At 72.8% G+C, this 18,865-nt stretch carries 15 protein-coding genes; 8 read left to right on the top strand and 7 right to left on the bottom strand.

Going from position 1 to position 18,865, the window contains the following annotated elements:
* The 7 genes from ACZ6KO_RS13910 to ACZ6KO_RS13940 form a co-directional block, all read right to left on the bottom strand.
* The gene (locus tag ACZ6KO_RS13910; RefSeq protein ID WP_469304235.1) at window positions 1–1,317 is read right to left on the bottom strand and encodes a M28 family metallopeptidase; all 1,317 of its coding nucleotides are present in this window, start codon (window positions 1,315–1,317) and stop codon (window positions 1–3) included.
* Between the two features lie 229 nt (window positions 1,318–1,546).
* Window positions 1,547–2,497: an EamA family transporter RarD gene (rarD, locus tag ACZ6KO_RS13915; RefSeq protein WP_469304236.1), complete on the bottom strand. Its 951-nt coding sequence runs from the start codon at window positions 2,495–2,497 to the stop codon at window positions 1,547–1,549.
* 190 nt (window positions 2,498–2,687) lie between these two features.
* Window positions 2,688–3,689: a 2-oxoacid:ferredoxin oxidoreductase subunit beta gene (locus tag ACZ6KO_RS13920; protein ID WP_469304968.1), complete on the bottom strand. Its 1,002-nt coding sequence runs from the start codon at window positions 3,687–3,689 to the stop codon at window positions 2,688–2,690.
* 145 nt (window positions 3,690–3,834) lie between these two features.
* On the bottom strand, window positions 3,835–5,778 hold the full coding sequence (locus ACZ6KO_RS13925; RefSeq protein ID WP_469304237.1) for a 2-oxoacid:acceptor oxidoreductase subunit alpha: 1,944 nt from the start codon (window positions 5,776–5,778) through the stop codon (window positions 3,835–3,837).
* Between the two features lie 142 nt (window positions 5,779–5,920).
* Window positions 5,921–6,580 carry a response regulator transcription factor gene (locus ACZ6KO_RS13930; RefSeq protein WP_401452505.1) on the bottom strand — a complete coding sequence of 220 codons (660 nt, stop codon included), beginning with the start codon at window positions 6,578–6,580 and terminating at the stop codon, window positions 5,921–5,923.
* 179 nt (window positions 6,581–6,759) lie between these two features.
* Complete coding sequence (locus tag ACZ6KO_RS13935) at window positions 6,760–8,043, bottom strand: sensor histidine kinase (protein WP_469304238.1); 1,284 nt, start codon at window positions 8,041–8,043, stop codon at window positions 6,760–6,762.
* Between the two features lie 2,564 nt (window positions 8,044–10,607).
* On the bottom strand, window positions 10,608–11,786 hold the full coding sequence (locus tag ACZ6KO_RS13940) for a sensor histidine kinase (protein ID WP_469304239.1): 1,179 nt from the start codon (window positions 11,784–11,786) through the stop codon (window positions 10,608–10,610).
* Window positions 11,787–11,933: 147 nt separating this feature from the next.
* Here ACZ6KO_RS13940 and ACZ6KO_RS13945 point away from each other — a divergent pair, with 147 nt between their 5' ends.
* From ACZ6KO_RS13945 to ACZ6KO_RS13980, 8 genes are read left to right on the top strand one after another with little or no spacing between them, the layout of a single operon-like run.
* Window positions 11,934–12,341: an NADH-quinone oxidoreductase subunit A gene (locus tag ACZ6KO_RS13945; RefSeq protein WP_401452257.1), complete on the top strand. Its 408-nt coding sequence runs from the start codon at window positions 11,934–11,936 to the stop codon at window positions 12,339–12,341.
* Window positions 12,332–12,973, top strand: coding sequence for an NADH-quinone oxidoreductase subunit B (locus ACZ6KO_RS13950; protein WP_469304240.1), 642 nt, complete (start codon window positions 12,332–12,334; stop codon window positions 12,971–12,973). Before ACZ6KO_RS13945 ends, ACZ6KO_RS13950 begins: the two co-directional genes overlap by 10 nt.
* Window positions 12,970–14,301 (top strand): NADH-quinone oxidoreductase subunit C, encoded by a 1,332-nt coding sequence (locus ACZ6KO_RS13955; RefSeq protein ID WP_469304241.1) that lies wholly within the window; start codon window positions 12,970–12,972, stop codon window positions 14,299–14,301. The genes ACZ6KO_RS13950 and ACZ6KO_RS13955 overlap by 4 nt, the downstream gene beginning before the upstream one ends.
* Window positions 14,298–15,257, top strand: coding sequence for a complex I subunit 1/NuoH family protein (locus ACZ6KO_RS13960; RefSeq protein WP_469304242.1), 960 nt, complete (start codon window positions 14,298–14,300; stop codon window positions 15,255–15,257). The genes ACZ6KO_RS13955 and ACZ6KO_RS13960 overlap by 4 nt, the downstream gene beginning before the upstream one ends.
* On the top strand, window positions 15,257–15,886 hold the full coding sequence (locus ACZ6KO_RS13965; RefSeq protein WP_469304243.1) for a NuoI/complex I 23 kDa subunit family protein: 630 nt from the start codon (window positions 15,257–15,259) through the stop codon (window positions 15,884–15,886). The genes ACZ6KO_RS13960 and ACZ6KO_RS13965 overlap by 1 nt, the downstream gene beginning before the upstream one ends.
* Complete coding sequence (locus ACZ6KO_RS13970; protein ID WP_469304244.1) at window positions 15,886–16,485, top strand: NADH-quinone oxidoreductase subunit J family protein; 600 nt, start codon at window positions 15,886–15,888, stop codon at window positions 16,483–16,485. Before ACZ6KO_RS13965 ends, ACZ6KO_RS13970 begins: the two co-directional genes overlap by 1 nt.
* A complete protein-coding gene (nuoK, locus tag ACZ6KO_RS13975) occupies window positions 16,485–16,850 on the top strand; it encodes an NADH-quinone oxidoreductase subunit NuoK (protein ID WP_469304245.1) in 366 nt (121 codons plus the stop codon). Before ACZ6KO_RS13970 ends, nuoK begins: the two co-directional genes overlap by 1 nt.
* Complete coding sequence (locus tag ACZ6KO_RS13980; protein ID WP_469304246.1) at window positions 16,847–18,847, top strand: NADH-quinone oxidoreductase subunit 5 family protein; 2,001 nt, start codon at window positions 16,847–16,849, stop codon at window positions 18,845–18,847. Before nuoK ends, ACZ6KO_RS13980 begins: the two co-directional genes overlap by 4 nt.
* Window positions 18,848–18,865 lie beyond the last annotated feature (18 nt).

Below are 18,865 nucleotides of genomic sequence, written 5' to 3' on the forward strand. Positions count from 1 at the left end.
CTAGAAGGTGATCTTCCAGGAGTTGATGTAGCCGATGTCCTGTGCGGCCGTGTCCCGCACCTGGAGCTTCCAGACGCCGTTCGCGACCTCGCTGGAGGCGTTGACCGTGTAGGACTGGACCAGGTTGTCCGCACTGCCGCCCGAGCGGTTGTGCAGGTTGTAGACGCTCCCGTCGGGGGCGACCAGGTCGACCACCAGGTCACCGCGGTAGGTGTGGACGATGTTCACGTCCACCTTGGTGGTGGCCGGGGCGTTGCCCGCGACACCCGAGACGGTGATCGGCGAGTTCACCGCGGCACCGGGGGAGTCGGGGATGTTCACGTCCGCGGTGTTCTCGAAGGACGGGCCCGGCGGGACCGGGGTGGACGCGCCCAGGTTCCAGACCGCGTAGGCGATGGCGTCGCTGTTGCGGTCCAGGGCCGTGTCGTTGATGTTCGCCGTGGTGTCGCACGAGGAGTGGTAGCAGCGGTCGAAGGACTGGCCCGCGGTGCCGCCCCACTTCTGCGCCTGGGCCGAGGACTTGGTGTTGCTGGCGCCCGTGAACAGGCCGCCGACCGGGATGCCCACGTTCTTGAAGGAGGCGTGGTCGGAGCGGCCGTCGCCCTCGGTCTCGATCTCCGTCGGGACGCCGATGCCCGCGAAGTACGTCTTGAAGGTCTGCTCGATCGTGGGGTCGTCGTCGTAGACGAAGTAGCCCGGGTTCGGCGAGCCGATCATGTCGAAGTTCAGGTAGCCGGAGATCTTCGAGCGCTCGGCGGCCGGCAGCTGGTTGACGTAGTACTTCGAGCCGATCAGGCCCAGCTCCTCCGCGCCCCACCAGCCGAACCGCAGGTGCTTGGTGGGCTGCAGGCCGGCCCGGGAGACGGCGAGCGCGGTCTCCAGGACCGCCGCCGAGCCGGAGCCGTTGTCGTTCATGCCGGGACCGGAGCTCACCGAGTCCAGGTGCGAGCCGGCCATCAGGACCGAGTTGGGGTCGCCGCCCGGCCAGTCGGCGATCAGGTTGTAGCCGGTGGCACCGCCGGAGGTGAAGGTCTGCACCGTGGTGGTGAACCCTGCGGCGTCCAGCTTGGCCTTCACGTAGTCGATCGAGGCCTTGTAGCCGGCCCGGCCGTGGGCGCGGTTGCCGCCGTTGTTCGTGGCGATCGTCTGGAGCTGGGACAGGTGCGCCTTGACGTTGGCGACCGGGATGTCCGGCGGCGTGGGCGCCGCGGCGACCGCGGCCGGCGCGGCGGACGCACCCGGGGCGGCGGAGGCGAAGAGGCCGGCGACCGCGAGCGCGGTGACGGCAGCAAGACGCCGGGGAACGGAGAGGCTCATGTGGGGGCTCCGTGATTCCGAACGGGGATGGGAACGGAACGTGCGAGGTTGGAGCGTCAGTGCGAGCCCGATGGTCAGTGATGATATGACTGTGCGTCAAGACCACAATTCGGTCAGGGGAGTTCGTATAACGGACGACCCCCGGTACGGATGTTCCGTACCGGGGGCCGAGGGGTAGGGGAGAAGGCCGCGCCCGCGCCTGCGCGGGTTCGCGCGCCGGGGTCCGCGCCTACGCGGGTTCGCGCGCCGGGGCCGCCGCGCCGGCGTCCGGCGCCGCAACCGGAAGCGGAACGCGGGAGCGGCGGGCGGCCCGCAGCGCGTCCCACGTGAGCAGCGCCAGCGCGGCCCAGACCAGCGAGAAGCCCGCCCAGCGCTCCGGCGGCATGGCCTCGTGGAAGTAGACGACGCCGAGCATGAACTGGAACACCGGCGCCAGGTACTGCAGCAGGCCGAGCGTGGAGAGCGGGACGCGGATCGCGGCCGCCCCGAAACAGACCAGCGGGATCGCGGTGACCAGGCCGGTCGCGGCCAGCAGGGCCGCGTGCCCGGCGCCCTCGGCGGCGAACGTGGACTCGCCGCGCGCACCCAGCAGGAGCAGGTAGGCCAGGGCCGGCAGGAACTGGACGGCGGTCTCGGCCGCCAGCGATTCCAGGCCGCCCATGTTGATCTTCTTCTTGATCAGTCCGTACGCGGCGAAGGAGAAGGCCAGTACCAGGGAGATCCACGGCGGCCGGCCGTACCCGATGGCCAGAACCAGCACGGCGAGGGCGCCGATACCGACCGCCGCCCACTGCGCGCGGCGCAGCCGCTCGCCGAGGACGAGCACCCCGATGGCGATCGTGACCAGCGGGTTGATGAAGTAGCCCAGGCTCGCCTCGACCACCGCGTCGTTGTTGACGGCCCAGATGTACACGCCCCAGTTCACCGTGATCACGGAGGCGGCGAGCGCGGTCAGGCCGAGCTTGCGCGGTGCGCGCAGCAGGTCGCGTATCCAGCCCCAGCGGCGCAGCGCGAGCAGGGCGACACCGACGACGGCCAGCGACCACACCATGCGGTGGGCGAGGATCTCGATGGCTCCGGAGGGCTTCAGGAGCGGCCAGAACAGGGGCACCAGCCCCCACATCGCGTACGCGCCGATTCCGTAGAGCAGACCCGCGCGCTGCTCCGACTCTGCCTTCACGGGCCCTCCTGGATTACTTCAAGCCAACCTCACGAAGGTAGCGCCGTACGGGACGGATGTCATGTCCGTTTACAGGTGACAGTCATGACAGTGCTGTGACCTGCGGGAAGACGGCCGAGGAACGGCACAAGGCCCGCGGCTCTGAGGAGCCGCGGGCCTTGGCCTGTTCCGGCACGGGAGGGCCGGCGGATCAGCCGACGACGGTCCAGGTGTCGTTGCCGGCGAGCAGCGCCGCCAGGTCGCCCTTGCCCTTCTGCTCGACCGCCGTCTCCAGCTGTTCGGCCATCTGCGTGTCGTAGACGGGCCGCTCGGTGCTGCGGAAGACGCCGATGGGGGTGCGGTGGAGGGTGTCGGGGTCGGCGAGGCGGGAGAGGGCGAAGGCGGTGGTCGGGGAGGTGGCGTGGGCGTCGTGGACCAGGATCCGGTCTTCGTTGTCGGGGGTGACGTCGACGACCTGGAGGTCTCCGGTGGTGTGGTCGCGGACGACGCCCTGGTGTCCGTCGGCGCCGAAGCGGATCGGTTGGCCGTGTTCGAGGCGGATGACGGCTTCCTGGGCCTGGTTCTGGTCCTTGAGGGCCTCGAAGGCGCCGTCGTTGAAGATGTTGCAGTTCTGGTAGATCTCGACGAGGGCGGTGCCGTTGTGGTCTGCGGCGGCGCGCAGGACCTCGGTGAGGTGTTTGCGGTCGGAGTCGATGGTGCGGGCGACGAAGGAGGCTTCGGCGCCCAGGGCGAGGGAGACGGGGTTGAAGGGGGCGTCGAGGGAGCCCATGGGGGTGGATTTGGTGATCTTGCCGATTTCGGAGGTGGGGGAGTACTGGCCCTTGGTGAGGCCGTAGATCCGGTTGTTGAAGAGGAGGATCTTGAGGTTGACGTTGCGGCGGAGGGCGTGGATGAGGTGGTTGCCGCCGATGGAGAGGGCGTCGCCGTCGCCTGTGATGACCCAGACGGAGAGGTCGCGGCGGGAGGTGGCGAGGCCGGTGGCGATGGCGGGGGCGCGGCCGTGGATGGAGTGCATCCCGTAGGTGTTCATGTAGTACGGGAAGCGGGAGGAGCAGCCGATGCCGGAGACGAAGACGATGTTCTCGCGGGCGAGGCCGAGTTCGGGCATGAAGCCCTGGACGGCGGCCAGGACGGCGTAGTCGCCGCAGCCGGGGCACCAGCGGACCTCCTGGTCCGACTTGAAGTCCTTCATCGACTGCCTGGCCGCCGTCTTCGGCACCAGCGAGAGCAGCGAGCGCGAGCCGCCCAGGTGCGCCGTCGTGCCGGCCGCCGCCTTTCCGGCCGCAGCCTTTCCGCCCGCCGCCTGCTCGGTTGCCGTCTTCTCGGTTGCCGTCGTGTCAGTCATTGATGGCCTCCTTGAGGACCGTCGCGAGCTGCTCCGCCTTGAACGGCATTCCGTTGACCTGGTTGTACGACTGGGCGTCGACCAGGTACTTCGCCCGGATCAGGGTGGCCAGCTGCCCGAGGTTCATCTCCGGCACCACGACCTTCCCGTAGTGGCCGAGCACGTCGCCCAGGTTCCGCGGGAAGGGGTTGAGGTGGCGCAGGTGGGCCTGCGCGATCGGGAGCCCGGCGGCCCGCAGCCGCCGTACCGCGGCGGTGATGGGGCCGTAGGTGGAGCCCCAGCCCAGGACGAGGGTGGTGGCGTGGTCGGGGTCGTCGACGTCGAGGTCGGGGACCTCGATCCCGTCGATCTTGGCCTGCCGGGTGCGGACCATGAAGTCGTGGTTGGCCGGGTCGTAGGAGATGTTGCCCGTGCCGTCCTGCTTCTCGATCCCGCCGATCCGGTGTTCCAGACCCGCCGTCCCCGGTACCGCCCACGGCCGTGCCAGGGTCCGCGGATCACGCTTGTACGGCCAGAACACCTCCGTGCCGTCCGCGAGGGTGTGGTTGGGGCCGTCGGCGAAGGGCACCCGCAGGTCGGGCAGCTCCTCGGGATCGGGGATCCGCCAGGGCTCGGAACCGTTGGCGAGGTAGCCGTCGGAGAGCAGGAACACCGGCGTGCGGTAGACCAGCGCGATCCGCGCCGCCTCCAGCGCCGCCTCGAAACAGTCCGCCGGGGTGCGCGGGGCCACCACCGGCACCGGCGCCTCACCGTTGCGCCCGTACATCGCCTGGAGCAGGTCGGCCTGCTCGGTCTTGGTCGGCAGCCCCGTCGAGGGGCCGCCGCGCTGGATGTCCACGACCAGCAGTGGCAGCTCCAGCGAGACCGCCAGCCCGATCGTCTCCGACTTCAGCGCCACGCCCGGCCCGGAGGTGGTGGTCACGGCAAGGGACCCGCCGAAGGCCGCGCCGAGCGCGGCACCGATCCCGGCGATCTCGTCCTCGGCCTGGAAGGTGCGTACGCCGAAGTTCTTGTGCCGGCTCAGCTCGTGCAGGATGTCGGAGGCCGGGGTGATGGGGTAGGAGCCCAGGTAGAGGGGCAGGTCGGCCTGGCGGCTCGCGGCGATCAGGCCGTAGGACAGGGCCAGGTTGCCGGAGATGTTGCGGTAGGTGCCGGTGGGGAAGGCCTGCGTGGCGGGGGCGACCTCGTAGGAGACCGCGAAGTCCTCGGTGGTCTCGCCGAAGTTCCAGCCCGCCCGGAACGCGGCCACGTTCGCCTCCGCGATGTCGGGCTTCTTCGCGAACTTCCGCCGCAGGAAACTCTCCGTGCCCTCCGTCGGCCGGTGGTACATCCACGACAGCAGGCCCAGCGCGAACATGTTCTTGCTCCGCTCGGCCTCCTTCCGCGACAACCCGAAATCCTTCAGCGCCTCCACGGTGAGCGTGGTCAGCGGCACCGGGTGGACGCTGTACGCCTCCAGCGAACCGTCCTCCAGCGGGGACGTCGTGTAGCCGACCTTGGCCATCGGCCGCTTGGTGAACTCGTCCGTGTTGACGATGATCTCCGCGCCGCGCGGTACGTCGGCGATGTTCGCCTTCAGCGCGGCCGGGTTCATGGCCACCAGGACGTTCGGGGCGTCACCCGGAGTGAGGATGTCGTGGTCGGCGAAGTGCAGCTGGAACGAGGACACGCCCGGCAGGGTGCCGGCGGGCGCCCGGATCTCGGCCGGGAAGTTCGGCAGCGTGGAGAGGTCGTTCCCGAAGGAAGCCGTCTCCGATGTGAACCGGTCACCGGTGAGCTGCATACCGTCACCGGAGTCACCCGCGAACCGGATGATCACACGGTCGAGACGGCGGATTTCCTTGCCCCCCGAGCCCTCGGGCGAGCGTTGTTCACCGACAACAGCCCCTCCCGCCCCGTCGGCCTGCTCGGCTGGGGTACTGACCTGGCTGGTCACTGAACTGGACCTCCTTCGAGGCGTCACGTTCCCAAAACCAACCCTACGTCGGTAGGGGTGGCCTTCCCCGGACCGCTCACATAGTGGACTGTCTTTTGAGACGGCCTGGTCAAAACCGGCTGTCTGACAGAGTGTCAGCTATTCATGAATTCAGATAGGTGAGCACCGCCAGGACGCGCCGGTGATCCCCATCACTGGGGGACAGCCCCAGCTTCATGAAGATATTGCTGACGTGCTTCTCGACCGCCCCGTCACTGACCACCAGCTGCTTCGCGATCGCCGAATTCGTCCGGCCCTCCGCCATCAGGCCCATCACCTCGCGCTCGCGCGGCGTCAGCCCCGCCAGCACGTCCTGCTTGCGGCTGCGGCCCAGCAACTGCGCCACGACCTCGGGATCCAGGGCCGTACCGCCCCGGGCCACCCGTACGACGGCGTCGAGGAACTCGCGCACCTCGGCCACCCGGTCCTTGAGCAGGTAGCCCACGCCGGTGCTGGAACCGGCCAGCAGTTCGGTGGCGTACCGCTCCTCCACGTACTGCGACAGGACCAGCACGCCTATGCCCGGATAGTCCTTGCGCAGCCGCACCGCCGCCCGGACCCCCTCGTCCGTGTGGGTCGGCGGCATCCGTACGTCGGCCACCACCACGTCCGGCAGCGCACCCTCGCCCGCCAGGTCCGACACCGTCTTCAGCAGGGCTTCCGCGTCCCCGACGCCGGCCACGACGTCATGCCCCCGGTCGGTCAGGAGCCGGGTCAGGCCCTCACGGAGCAGCACTGAATCCTCGGCGATGACCACCCGCACCCTGTCGTCCACGACTCACAAGCCCCCGTATCCACTCGCCATCACGGTGACGATCACTGTGATGCCGCAAGCATCCCAGGGATCGCCCGGATTTCGTCGTGGATCCGGGGGCATGACGTGTCCGGTGGCTCCGGGAGCGGCAGCCGGGCCTGCTCCCACCTACTCCCGCCTGCTCCCGCCTACTCCCGCCAGGGCAGCTCGGCGGTGACCGTGGTGCCGCCGCCGGCCGGCGACTCCACCACGAGCACCCCGTCGACGGCCCCGATCCGCTCGGCGAGCCCGGCGATCCCGGTACCGGGGCCGTGGCCCGTGCCGCTGCTCGCGCCCCCGAGCCCGTCGTCGACGACCTCGATGAGCAACCGGTCGCCCGACTTCCACACGTCGACGGAGGCGGAGCGGGCCCGCGCGTGCTTGCTGACGTTCTGCAGCAGCTCGGAGACGGTGAAGTAGGCGATGCCCTCGATCGCTGCGGCGGGCCGCGCGGGGAGGTCGACCCGCACCCGTACGGGTACCGCGCACCGCGAGGCCACCGACGACAGCGCGGCGTCCAGGCCGCGGTCGGTCAGGACCGCCGGGTGGATCCCGCGGGCCAGGTCACGCAGCTCCTGCAGGGCGACCTTCACCTCGCCGTGCGCCTCGTCGACCATGCGGGCGGCGGCCTGCGGGTCATGGGCGAGCTTCTCCTTGGCCAGCCCCAGATCCATGGCGAGCGCGACGAGCCGGGCCTGCGCCCCGTCGTGCAGGTCCCGCTCGATGCGCCGCAGATCGGCGGCCGCCGTGTCCACGACCACCCCGCGGTCGGACTCCAGCTCGGTGACGCGGCTGGCCAGCCGCGAGGGCCCGAGCAGCCCGGTCACCAGCGCCTTGTCGACGGCGGTGAGCCCGCGGATGACGGCCGGGGTGACCAGGGTCAGGGCCAGCCCGATGAGGGAGGTCAGGGCGATGTCGGCGGGCGAGTCGAGGTAGAGGGCGTAGTCGTCGTTCTGGAAGAGCTGCAGGCCGGGCTGGTCGGTGAAGGCCGGGAAGACCCAGAACCAGGCGGGGTACAGCAGGAAGCCCCAGCCGTACGCCCACAGGGAGAGCGAGACGACGAACGCGAACACGGACCACGGGAAGTGGATCACGCCGTACAGCACGTGCCGCCAGGCGCTGCCGTTCTTGAGCGTGGCCCCGATCAGGCCCATGGCTCCGGGCTTGGACGGGCGGACGGGCGCGGGGTCGGCGATCTCCAGGCCCAGCAGCGCCCGGGCCCGCGCCCGCTCCACGTGGCCGAAACCCCGGCACATGGCGAGCACCCCGGCGAGCAGCGGCACCCCGAGGAAGGTCACCAGCAGACCGGCGCCGAGGCTCAGGCCGGTGATCGTGAGCGCGAAGAAGACGGTGCTCAACGGCAGCCCGAGCAACAGATACCCGAACGCCCGCCACGTCCGCCGCGACACGGGCCCCTGCAACACGCGCACCATGTTCCCCACCCCATCCTCTCCACGACCAACCATGCCCCCACCCTCCCCGCCCCCACCCCCCACCCACCATGCAGCGGGTCGGCGTCCGCGACGGGGGGTTATCCCTACCGGGGGGCGGGGCCGGGCGTAAACGGGGGGTGCCCGGGGTGCGGGCTGGGCCGGTCGTCCGGGGTCGCGCGGGGGCGGGGCCCGGCGTCACCGGGGGGCGGTGGTCCGGCGTACGGGCGGGGGCTGGCCCGGTTGCCCGGGGTCGCGCGGGGCGGGGCCTGGGGTGCGGGCGTGAGGTAGGCCGGTTGTCCGAGGTCGCGCGGGGTGGGGCCTGGCGTACGGGCACGGGCTGGTTCGGTTGCCCGGAGTTGCGCGGGGGCGGGTGCCCGGGTACGCGCGGGGGCTGGCCGGGTTGCTCGGGGCGGCGCGGGGCGGGTGTCTGTGGTCGCGCGGGGACGGGGGCCGGCGTCACCGGGGGCGAGGGTCCGGCGTACGGGTGCGGGCTCGCCCGGTCGCCCGGCTGCGCCGGGGCGACGCCCGGGTACGGGCGCGGGCTGGCTGGGTCGCGCGGGGGGCCTGGCGTACGGGCACGGGCTAGCCGTGTCGCTCGGGGTGGCGCGGGGGCGGGTGTCCGGGGTACGGGTGCGGGCTGGCCCGGTTGCCCGGAGGCGGCGCGGGGGCGGGGCCGGCGTACGGGCACGGGCTGGCCCGGTTGCCCGGGGTCTACGGGGGGCGGGGGCCCGGGGTAACCGGGCAGGTCCGGGGTCGCGCGGGGGCGGGGCCCGGCTTGCGGGCGTGGGCTCGCCCGGTCGCCCGGGGCCGCGCCAGGGCGGGTGCCCGGGGTAAGCGAGGGACGGGGGCCCGGCAGAACCGGGGGAGTGGGGCCCGGCGTCACCGAGGGACGGGGGTCCGGCGTAACCAGGGGGCGGGGGTCCGGCGTAACCGGGGGGCCAGGGCCCGGGGCATGGGCGCGGGCTTGCCCGGTCGCTCGGGGCCACGCGGGGGCGGGTGTCCGGGTATGGGCGCGGGCTGGCCCGGTTGCCCGGGGCGGCGCGGGGGCGGGGCCCTGCGTCACAGGGGGCGGGGCCGGGCGTGACCCGGGACGGGGCCCGGCGTCACCCGGGGGGCGGGGCCCGGGGTACGGGCGCGGGCTTGCCCGGGCGCCCGGGGTCTGCGGGGGTGCCGGTGCCTCTGGGCCCTGCGGTCCGAGGGGGCGGGCCCTTCGGCGGGCGGGCCCAACCGGTGCGTGTGGCTGAGCACCGCGCGGGGCTCCTGGGGGCGGGTCGGGTGGCGCCCCAGGCCGAGGTGGCCTCCGGCTCCGGGCGGGCGGGGCCGGCTCGTGCGCGGCCGGGCCCGGCGATGCGGCGATGGTCCCGACCGGCCCATCCGTACCCGGCGGTGTGCCTCACGCCCCTGATCGCGGGAGGTAGGGGGCCCGCCGCCCTGGTCGCCCAGGGATCCGGCCCCGGCTCCGCAGGTCAGCCACGGTCGATCACTGCACCCATGGCCCGGTGCGGGCCACCCCCGAGTCCCGGCCGACGCCCGCGGCGCATCCGGGCACCGGTAGCCACGGCCTCCGAGCGCCCGGGTCACCAGGCCCTGCCGTCAAAGTCCCGCCTGGCCCGCGACGCTCCCCCAGCTACCACTGGGAGGTACCCCCAGGCACCGCACCTCGCCGCGCTGTCGGAGCACCCATGTACGTCCTCCGCCTTGCGATACCAGCGCCAGGCGCCGCGGGCCCTACCGGCGCTACCTGGACGACAGGGCCGGCCCTCGGCCCCGGGTCCCGGAACGGCCGGATCCGGTGACCGGTGTCGGCCACGTCCCGCGCACCCGGCCCCACACGGCCGCCCTGGCGGCACTCGCTGCTCGGCGCGCCGCAGGCGCACAGGCCCGCAGGCTGCGGTCGGCGACGGACCGGCCGACGTAGTGGCCCCAGGCGGGCTCGGCGGACGTACGGCCACGGGCGCGTTGGGCGGCGTACTGCCCACCGGCGCCGGCCGGTATGGGCCCCGGGCGGGGCGTGTCGGCCACGTCCCGCGCACCCGGCCCCACACGGCCGCCCCGGTGGCACTTGGTGCTCGGCGGGCGCCCAGCCCGCAGTTTGCGGTCGCCGACGCGCCGGCTGACGTAGTAGCCCCGGGCGGGCTCGGCGGGCGTACGGCCACGGGCGTGCCGGGCGGGCGTACGGCCACGGGCGCGTTGGGCGGCGTACTGCCCACCGGCGTCGGCCGGCGTATCGGGTCCGGGCGAGCGGCCGGCCGTACGGCCACCGACGTGCCGGGCGGGTGTACTGCCCACCGGGTCCGGGCGGCGTACCGGCCCGGGCGGGCTCGGCGGGCGTACGGCCACGGGCACGTCGGCTGGCTTGCCCACCGGCGTCGGCCGACGTAGCGGCCCCGGGCGGGCTGGGCGGCGTACTGCCCACCGGCGTCGGCCGGCCTGCCGGCCCCGGGTGTGCTGGGCGGGTGCGCCGCCGTCGGTGGGCCGGGCGGCGCGGATCGATTACCGGTCGGCGTACCGTCGACGCAGAGGCTGAAGGTCCGCGCGGCGGCGGCCGCGAGCCGGGGGGACCGTCAGCGGGGGAGCGGGCGGTCGCGCCAGGGGAGTTCCGCCGTCACCGTCGTGCCGGCGCCGTCCGGTGAATCCACGACGAACACCCCGTCCACCGCCCCCAGCCGTTCCGCCAGCCCCGCCATCCCCGTCCCGCGGTCCATCCGCGCCCCGCCCCGCCCGTCGTCCGACACCCGGATCAGCAGCCGCTCCCCCGACCGCCACACCTCGACCGCCGCGCTCCGCGCCGCCGCGTGCTTGCTGATGTTCTGCAGCAGCTCCGAGACCGTGAAGTACGCGATCCCCTCGATCGCCTCCGCCGGCCGCGCCGGCAGGTCCACCTCCACCCGCACCGGCACCACGCACCGCGACGCCACCGACGACAGCGCCGCGTCCAGCCCCCGGTCCGTCAGGACGGCCGGATGGATGCCGCGCGCCAGGTCCCGCAGTTCCTGCAGGGCCAGCTTGACCTCGCCGTGCGCCTCGTCGACCATCAGCGCCGCCGCGTCCGGGTCCTCCAGCAGCTTCTCCTTCGCCAGGCCCAGCCCCATCGCCAGCGCGACCAGCCGCGCCTGCGCACCGTCGTGCAGGTCCCGCTCGATCCGCCGCAGATCCGCCGCCGCCGTGTCGACCACGACCCCGCGGTCCGACTCCAGCTCCGCGATCCGCCGCTCCAGCTCGTCCGAGGGGACGAGCAGCCCGCGCACCATCGCCCGGTCCACGTTCGCCAGCGCACGCACCACCCACGGCAGCACCGGCCACAGCACGATCAGCCCCGTCAGCGTTACGGTGAAAGTCAGTACGCCCCACGGCAACCGCACCAGGCCGTACAGCGCGGTACGCCACGCCACCGGGTCCTTGAGCGACGTCCACAGCCACGGGAAGAAACCGCCCGAGCGCTTCGGCCCGGGTATCGGAGTCGGCTCCTCGATCCGTACCCCCAGCAGCACGCGCGCCCGCCACCGCTCCCACCGCCCCAGCTGCCGCGCCCCCCACAGCCCGCACGCGAGCAGCGGCAGTCCGACGACGGTCACGGACAGACCGGCGCCGAGCGAGACCATGACAACTGTGTAAACAAATCCGATGATCGATTCGGGAAGGTTGGTCAGGAGATGCGTGATCTCCTTCCACGTCGCCGCGCCGAAGGGCGCGCGCACCGGCGGAAGCCGGTCGTCGTCGGGGGCTGGCTTGATCGCGGTCATGGGCGACAGCCTGCCAACCCCGGCCCCGTCATGCCATGGGGTGCCCTTGTCTCAGTGAACGGGGGATAACCCCACCCTGCGTAACGCAGGGCCTAGACTCCCGTCCGTAACAGATCGCCGACAGCTGCCAAGGAGCGAGGAACGGACGTGCCCGACCCGACGGTATCGACCGCAACCGTGCTGGCGGCGGACTACTTCCGGAGCTATTCGGTCGTCGGTCTGCTCGCGGTCCTCGGTGTGCTCTTCGTGGCCGTGGCGTTCGGCGCGGGCCGCCTGCTCCGCCCCGTCGTGCCGACCCCCGAGAAGCTCCTGACGTACGAATGCGGCGTCGACCCGGTGGGCGAGGGCTGGGCGCACACCCAGGTCCGCTACTACGTCTACGCGTTCCTCTACGTCATCTTCGCCGTCGACTCGATCTTCCTCTTCCCGTGGGCGACGGTCTTCGCCGCAGCCGGCTACGGCGCCACGACCCTGGTCGAGATGTTCATCTTCCTGGGCTTCCTGGCCGTCGGCCTGCTCTACGCGTACAAGAAGGGCGTCCTCGAATGGACGTGACGACACCGGGCCCGGGCCCGGAACCGCAGCCCCTGCCGGACCCGCAGCTGCTCCCGGAGCCCAAGCGGCTGGGCGTGCTCTCCCGGCTGGCCCCGGAGCCGATGAAGGTGGTCCTGAACTGGGGCCGCCGCTACAGCCTGTGGGTGTTCAACTTCGGCCTCGCCTGCTGCGCGATCGAGTTCATCGCGGCGTCGATGGCCCGGCACGACTTCATCCGGCTCGGCGTGATTCCCTTCGCGCCGGGCCCGCGCCAGGCCGACCTGATGATCGTCTCCGGCACCGTGACGGACAAGATGGCCCCGGCCGTCAAGCGCCTCTACGAGCAGATGCCGGAGCCGAAGTACGTCATCTCCTTCGGCGCCTGCTCCAACTGCGGCGGTCCGTACTGGGACTCGTACTCGGTGACCAAGGGTGTGGACCAGATCATTCCGGTCGACGTGTACGTGCCGGGCTGCCCGCCGCGCCCGGAGGCGCTGCTGCAGGGCATCCTCAAGCTCCAGGAGAAGATCGCTCGCGAGTCGCTGGCGGAACGCTACGGGCACGCCGCACCCGCCTCGCCCACCGTTTCCCAGCTGACGAGCGGCCTGGTGCAGGCCCCTGAAAGCCCTCGGCACACGGGCGGTACGGCATGAGCGGCAACCTGTACGACACCCTGCCGGACGGCGCCGCGCAGATCTTCGGCGTGGAGGCCGTCGCCGAACTCTCCTACGACGTCCTCACCGTCGACGTTCCCGTCGGCTCGTGGATCCCGTCGCTGGAGATCGCCCGCGACAAGCTGGGCTGCACCTACTTCGACTGGCTGAGCGCCGTCGACGAGCCGGGCACCGGCTTCCGGGTGAGCGCGCACGTGGTGGCCCTGGAGGGCCACCGGGTCCGCCGCCTGCTGCTGCGTACGACGGTTCCGCACAGCGCGCCGTCCCTGCCGTCCGCCATCGCGGTGTACGCGGGCGCGGCGTGGCACGAGCGCGAGACGTACGAGATGTTCGGCGTGACCTTCACCGACCACCCGAACCTCGTCCCGCTGCTGTTGCCCGAGAACTTCGAGGGCCACCCGCTGCGCAAGGACTTCGTGCTGGCCGCGCGGGTCGCCAAGGCGTGGCCGGGCGCCAAGGAGCCGGGTGAGGGCGCCGAGGCCGGCGGCCCGAAGCGCCGCACCATGCTGCCTCCGGGCGTCCCGGACCCCAACGACTGGGGTCCCCTCAAGGGCCAGCTCCCGCCCGCTCCGGCCCGCCCGGCGCGCACCCCGCGCGCCGCCGGCGCCGCGGGCGCCCGTACCCCCCGCGAGGGCGCCCCGGCCCGCGCCCCGCGCGAGGGCGCCCCGGTGCGCCGCACCCGTTCGGTGACGGAAGGCTCCGCGAGCCAGGCCACCCCTCCGGCCGCGCCGAACGCGGACACCGCGCCGGCCGCGGCCGACTCCGCGGGGACGGCGGACGCCGCGTCGTCCGCCGCTCCGGCGTCCCGTCCGCCGCGCCGTACCCGCTCGGCCGCGGAGGGCTCGGCGAGCCAGGCCACCCCTCCGGCCGCGCCGAACGCGGACACCGCGCTGGCCGCGGCCGACTCCGCGGGGACGGCGGACGCCGCGTCGTCCGCCGCTCCGGCGTCCCGTCCGCCGCGCCGTTCCCGCTCGGCCGCGGAGGGCTCGGCGAGCCAGGCCACCCCGCCGGAGCAGCCGGCCGGCCGCCCGGCGCCCCGCAGCGCGGACGCGCCATGGCACAACCCGAAGCCCGCCTTCGCCGAGCCCACCCCGGCCACGGCGCCCCCGGCCCCCGAGCCCGTCCCCGGCGAGCCCGCGCGGCCGGCGCCGGGCGCCGAGGCGCCCCGGGAGGCCGGGCCCACGGCGGCGAAACCGGAGACCGGCGGCGAAGCCGGTTCCGAGACCGGTTCCGAGGCCGGTTCCGAGACCACCCCTGAGACTCACCCCGACACCCACCCCGATCCCGACCCCGGAGGCGACGCGTGAACGACGTCCTCGACGTCGCCCTGCGACTGATCGTCGTCTTCGCCGTCTTCCTCGTGCTGCCGCTCGTCGTCGGCCAGACGGAGCACAAGGTGATGGCGCACATGCAGGGCCGGCTCGGCCCCATGTACGCCGGCGGCTTCCACGGCTGGGCCCAGCTCGTCGCCGACGGCGTCAAGTTCGCCCAGAAGGAAGACGTCGTCCCGGCCAACGCCGACCGCCGCATCTTCCAGCTCGCGCCCGCCGTCGCCCTGCTGCCGTACCTCCTCGTCCTCGTCGCCATCCCCATCGGCCCCGGTGCGGGCGCGGTCGGCGAGGTCATCGACGCCGGCGTGTTCTTCGTGCTCGCCGTCATGGGCGTCGGAGTCCTCGGCAGCCTGATGGCCGGCTGGGCCTCCGCCAACAAGTTCTCCCTGCTCGGCGGCCTGCGTACCGCCGCCCAGCTGCTCGCCTACGAGCTGCCCATGCTGCTCGCCGCCGCCTCCGTCGCGATGGCCGCCGGGACCGTGTCCCTGCCCGGCATCCTCGACGCCTTCGAGTGGTGGTGGCTGCCCTGGCAGATCGTCGGCGCCCTCGTCTTCTTCATCGCCGGCCTCGCCGAACTCCAGCGGCCCCCCTTCGACATGCCCGTCGCCGACTCCGAGATCATCTTCGGCGCCTACACCGAGTACACCGGCCTGCGCTTCGCCTTGTTCCTCCTCGCCGAGTACGCCGGCATCGTCGTCCTGTGCGCCCTCACCACCGTCCTCTTCCTCGGCGGCTGGCACGGCCCCTTCGAGGACGGCTGGGCCTGGACCCTCCTCAAGACCGCGCTCCTCGCCTTCGTGGTCATCTGGCTGCGCGTGAGCTACCCGCGCCTGCGCGAGGACCAGCTCCAGAAGCTCGCCTGGACCACGCTCATCCCGCTCGCGCTCGCCCAGATCGCGCTCACCGGCATCGTGAAGGTGGCGATCCAGTAATGCCCATCCCCGGTTCCGGCCTGGCCAAGGGCCTCGCCGTCACGCTGCGCACGATGACGAAGCGTTCGCACACCGCCCAGTACCCCGACGTCCAGCCCGAGCTCCCGCCCCGCACCCGCGGGGTCATCGGCCTGTTCGAGGAGAACTGCACGGTCTGCATGCTCTGCGCGCGCGAGTGCCCCGACTGGTGCATCTACATCGACTCCCACAAGGAGACGATCCCCGCCGCCGCTCCCGGCGGCCGTGAGCGCAGCCGCAACGTCCTCGACCGGTTCGCCATCGACTTCTCCCTCTGCATGTACTGCGGTATCTGCATCGAGGTGTGCCCCTTCGACGCCCTCTTCTGGTCGCCGGAGTTCGAGTACGCGGAGACGGACATCCTCGAACTCACCCACGAGCGCGACAAGCTGCGCGAGTGGATGTGGACCGTGCCCGCTCCGCCCGCCCTCGACCCGGCCGCCGAGGAACCCAAGGAGATCGCCGCCGCCCGCAAGGCCGTCGAGAAGGCGGAGGCCGCCGCTGCCGCGGCCGCCGCCGCGGCAGCGGCCGACACGACGCCCGCCGACCCCGGACCTGACCCCGGACCCGGCCCCGGCACCCCGGAGACGCCGGCGGGAGGAACCGCCTGATGCTCAGCACCCCCCTGGCCGCCGCCGCCCAAGGCCCCGGCTTCCTCTCGCCCACCGGTGTCGAGATCGCGTTCCTCCTCGTCGGCCTCGTCACCCTCGGCGCGGCCGTCGTGACCGTCACGACCAAGCAGCTGGTGCACGCCGCCCTCTGGCTGGTCATGACGCTCGGCGGCATCGCCATCGAGTACCTCCTGCTCACCGCCGAGTTCCTGGCGTGGGTGCAGGTCCTGATCTACCTCGGTTCCGTGGTCGTCCTCCTCCTCTTCGGACTGATGCTGACCAAGGCGCCCATCGGCCGCTCCCCGGACGCCGACTCCGGCAACCGCTGGGTCGCCCTCGCCGTCGCCGTGGTGGCCGCCGCCACCCTCGTCTGGGTCGTCGTCGACGCCTTCCGGACCACGTGGATCGACCTCGACGGGCCGGTCCAGGGCTCCACACGGGTGTCCGGGGAGTTCCTCTTCCGGCACTGGGTACTGCCCTTCGAAGCGCTCTCCGTGCTGCTGCTGGCCGCCCTGATCGGAGCCATCGTGCTGTCCCGCAAGAACGGCGACACGAACAACGGTCGCACCGGCAACACCCCCGGGAAGGGCAAGCGCTGATGCACCTCGCCTACCCCGCCGTCCTCGCGGCGCTGCTCTTCTGCATCGGCCTGTACGGGGTGCTCGCCCGACGCAACGCCATCCTGGTCCTGATGTCCGTCGAGCTGATGCTCAACGCCGTCAACCTCAACCTGGTGGCCTTCGACGTCTGGCTGCGCGACACCCTGCACGCCGGCCAGGCCCTCACCCTCTTCACCATCGCCATCGCCGCCGCCGAGATCGGCATCGGCCTGGCCATCGTGCTGATGGTGTACCGCAACCGGGGCACCTCGGACGTCGACAAGCTGCGCGACACCGCCGAGGGCCACGAGCCCGCGCCCCGGCCCGACGACCAGCGCACCACCCGGCCGGAGGTCGCCGCGTGAGCACCACGACCCTCGCCGTCCTCGTCCCGCTGCTGCCGTTCCTCGGCGCGGTCGGCGGACTGCTGCTCGGCCGCACGGCCCCCGGATTCGTCCGGCCGCTGGCCCTGCTGCCCACCCTGGCCGCCGCGGTCCTGGCCGTCCTGGTCGCCGTACGGCAGGGCGGCGGCCCGGCGATCGACGCCGCCACCGAACTGACCCCGACCGGCTCGGTCCCCATCGAGCTGGCCCTGTACGTGGACGGCTTCGCCGCCCTGGTAGCCGGCCTCGTCGGTGTGGTCGCCACCTGCGTCCAGATCTACTCGACGGCCTACCTGCGCGAGGACCCGCGCTACCCGTCGTACGCCGCTCTGGTCTCACTGTTCACCTCCGCCATGCTGCTCGTCGTCTACTCCGGCGACCTGATGGTGCTGCTGGTCGGCTGGGAGATCATGGGCATCTGCTCGTACTTCCTGGTCGGCCACTACTGGGAGACCGAGGCCGCCCGGTCCGCCTCCCTCAAGGCCTTCCTCGTCACCAAGCTCGGCGACGTCCCCTTCCTCATCGGCCTGTTCGCGCTCGCCACCGACGCCGGGTCCTTCCAGATCACCAAGATCCTCGGCACCGTCGCCGCGGGCGGGCTCGACCACCCGACGCTGATCGCGCTGCTCCTGCTGGCGGGCGTCGCGGGCAAGTCCGCGCAGTTCCCGCTGCACACCTGGCTCCCCGACGCCATGGCGGGCCCCACCCCGGTCTCCGCGCTGATCCACGCCGCGACGATGGTCGCCGCCGGTGTCTACTTCATCGCCCGCCTCCTCCCGGTCTTCGCGGCCTCGCAGGCCGCGCTCATCGTGATGGCCGCCATGGCCGCGGTGACGATGACCGGCTCCGCGCTGGCCGCCCTCGCCCAGGACGACATCAAGCGCGTCCTCGCCTACTCCACCATCGGCCAGCTCGGCTACATGACCGGCGCCCTCGCCGTCGGCGACCGCGGGGCCGCCGTCTTCCACCTCCTGTCGCACGGTGCCTTCAAGGCGCTGCTCTTCCTCGGCGCGGGCGTGATCATCCACGCCGCCGGGACGAACTCCCTGGCCGCCATGTCCCGTATGGACGGCCTGGCCAAGCGCATCCCCGACGCCTTCTGGACGATGACGATCGCGCTCCTCGCGCTCGCCGCGATCCCGCCCTTCGCCGGCTTCTTCTCCAAGGAAGCCGTCCTCGTCGCCGCCGAGCACACCGCCGTCGGCGAGTCCGACTTCGCGCCCAGCGCCGCCGGCTGGCTCGTGCTGGTCTCCGGCCTGCTGACCGCACTGCTCACCGCCGCCTACGCCACCCGGCTGTGGCTGATGGCCTTCCGCGGCCGGGGCGCCGCCGCCCCCGACCACGGCAGGGAGCCGCTCGCCATGACCGGCGTGCTGTGGCTGCTGGCCATCCCCTCGGTCGCCTTCGGCCTCGCCGCCGGCGTGCTCCCCGACTGGTTCGACGGCCGCGGGCTGACCCCGACCGTTGTCACCTCCGTCCTCGGCACGGGCGCCGCGGTCATCGGTGTCGTCCTCACCTACGCCCTCTGGCAGCGCGCCGGCGCCGTCACGGCCCGGGCCGGCGCAGCCACCGGCGTGCCCGCCTCGGTCGCCGCGGCCGAATCCGCCGCCGAGACCCCCGAGGTCGCCGAGGTCACCCACGACCACCCCGCCGTCCCGGCCGCCCCCGCCGCCGACCCCGGTCGCGCACTGCTCGGCCCGCTGTACCGGCACGCCGCCGTCGGGTTCCACCTGGACGCCGTCTACACCGCGCTGTTCGTACGCCCCGTCCGGGCCGCCGCGAGCCTGGTCCGCTTCCTGGACCGCGAGGTCGTCGACACGTACGTCCGCGGTGCGGGCGGCGCACCCCGGCTGCTCGGCGCCCTCGTCCGCCGCGCCCAGACGGGCAACGTGCAGAGCTACCTGAGCGCCCTGCTCGCCGGTGCCGTGGTCCTGGCGATCGCCACCGCCGTCCTCGCCAACGTCAACGCCGGATCGTGAGCCGTGATTCAGCCGTGA

This window comes from Streptomyces sp. NPDC042102 (assembly GCF_055582305.1).

Coding starts and splice junctions, on each gene's coding strand:
- ACZ6KO_RS13935 (WP_469304238.1), bottom strand. CDS start 8,043: ATGGTGCGCGTGTTGCAGGGGCCCGTGTCGCGGCGGACGTGGCGGGCG.
- ACZ6KO_RS13910 (WP_469304235.1), bottom strand. CDS start 1,317: ATGAGCCTCTCCGTTCCCCGGCGTCTTGCTGCCGTCACCGCGCTCGCG.
- ACZ6KO_RS13955 (WP_469304241.1), top strand. CDS start 12,970: ATGAGCGGCAACCTGTACGACACCCTGCCGGACGGCGCCGCGCAGATC.
- nuoK (WP_469304245.1), top strand. CDS start 16,485: ATGCACCTCGCCTACCCCGCCGTCCTCGCGGCGCTGCTCTTCTGCATC.
- ACZ6KO_RS13965 (WP_469304243.1), top strand. CDS start 15,257: ATGCCCATCCCCGGTTCCGGCCTGGCCAAGGGCCTCGCCGTCACGCTG.
- ACZ6KO_RS13920 (WP_469304968.1), bottom strand. CDS start 3,689: ATGAAGGACTTCAAGTCGGACCAGGAGGTCCGCTGGTGCCCCGGCTGC.
- ACZ6KO_RS13970 (WP_469304244.1), top strand. CDS start 15,886: ATGCTCAGCACCCCCCTGGCCGCCGCCGCCCAAGGCCCCGGCTTCCTC.
- ACZ6KO_RS13950 (WP_469304240.1), top strand. CDS start 12,332: ATGGACGTGACGACACCGGGCCCGGGCCCGGAACCGCAGCCCCTGCCG.
- ACZ6KO_RS13940 (WP_469304239.1), bottom strand. CDS start 11,786: ATGACCGCGATCAAGCCAGCCCCCGACGACGACCGGCTTCCGCCGGTG.